Genomic DNA, 1436 nt, shown 5'->3' on the forward strand with positions numbered 1-1436 from the left:
AGCGACGCCGGCGTCGCTCCGGGGAGCTGAGGATCGCCGAGATCGCCTCGGGCTCGTGGCGGGCGCAGTTGGCGAGGAGACCGAGGGAGGCCAGGGTCACGACCGCCGAGGTGCCACCGTTGGAGATGAGGGGCAGCTGGAGGCCGGTGACCGGGAGCAGACCCACCACGTACCCGATGTTGATGAACGCCTGCAGCACGATCGTCGTGGTGATCGTGCCGGCCAGCAGGCGACGGAACGGGTCCGCCGACCGCAGCGCGACGCGCATGCCGGCCCACCCCAGCGCCAGGTACAGCGTGACGACCACGGCGGCGCCGAACCAGCCGAGCTCCTCCCCGATGATGGCGAAGATGAAGTCGTTGGTCGCCTCCGGGAGGTAGAACCACTTGGCGCTGGACTGCCCCAGGCCCACCCCGAACAGGCCGCCCTCGGCGAGCGAGAGCATCCCCTGATACGACTGGTAGGCCGAACCCTGGGGGTTCGAGAAGTCACCGACGAAGGTGTTAAAGAAGGTCCGGACGCGCTCGAAGCGGTAGGCGAACGTCACGGCGAGGACGCCGAACACGACGGTGCCGAACGCGATCACCCACACGAAGTGCCGGGTGGGGTACCCGGAGAACCACAGCACGCACAGGAATGCGATGGTCACCGCCGTGGCCATGCCGAGGTCGGGGGCGACGACGACGAGGGCGGCGACCACCCCGTACCCCACGATGGCCGGGAAAAGCAGGTCGAGCCAGTACCCGGTGCGGATGCGCTTGGCCACCACCGACGACGCCCAGATGATGAACGCGAACTTGGCGATCTCGGCGGGCTGGATCGCGAAGAAGCCGAGGTCGATCCACCCGCGGGAGCCGTTGATCTCCATGCCCACACCGGGGATCAGCACGGCGATGAGCAGACCGATGGACACCAGGAGCATCGGCAGCGCGGCAGCCCGCAGCAGCTCGAACCGCATGCGCAGGGCCACCACGAACCCCACCCAGCCGATCGTGACGAACACGGCCTGGCGCAGGAAGATGTCGAACGGCGTGCCGCCACCGGAGAAGGCGAGGACGTTGGAGCTCGACAGCACCATCCCCAGGCCGATCACGGTGAGCAGGGCGGTGACCACCATGACCACGTGGTACGAGGTCAGCGGCGCACGGTTGATCGCGGCCAGTGGCGCGGCGATGCGCCCCAACAGATCGGGCCGGGTCGCGGCGCCGGCCTCGTCGGCGTCGTCCCGGCGAGCGGGTTCGTGAAGTGCCATGCCCTACCTCCCGGCGACCCGGCCCACGGCGAGCGCGAAGCTGCGCCCGCGGTGGCCGTAGTCGGTGAACATGTCCATCGACGCGGCGGCGGGGGCGAGCAGTACGGTGTCGCCTCCGGTGGCCATCCGCGCGGCCTCGGCGACCGCGCGGTCCATCGTCTGCTGCGGCTCGTCGGGGGCCGCC

Annotated in this window: 1 protein-coding gene and 1 pseudogene; both read right to left on the bottom strand. The window is 69.9% G+C overall.

Annotated features, from left to right (window positions below):
- A partial coding sequence (gene ftsW / locus G6028_RS03385; RefSeq protein ID WP_182645396.1) for a putative lipid II flippase FtsW occupies positions 1 to 1252 on the bottom strand: 1252 nt, incomplete at its 3' end.
- 3 nt (positions 1253 to 1255) lie between these two features.
- Positions 1256 to 1436: pseudogene (murD, locus tag G6028_RS03390) on the bottom strand (UDP-N-acetylmuramoyl-L-alanine--D-glutamate ligase); the annotation flags it as partial.

The sequence above is a fragment of the Dietzia cercidiphylli genome, assembly GCF_014145145.1.
Classification (GTDB): Bacteria; Actinomycetota; Actinomycetes; order Mycobacteriales; family Mycobacteriaceae; genus Dietzia; species Dietzia natronolimnaea.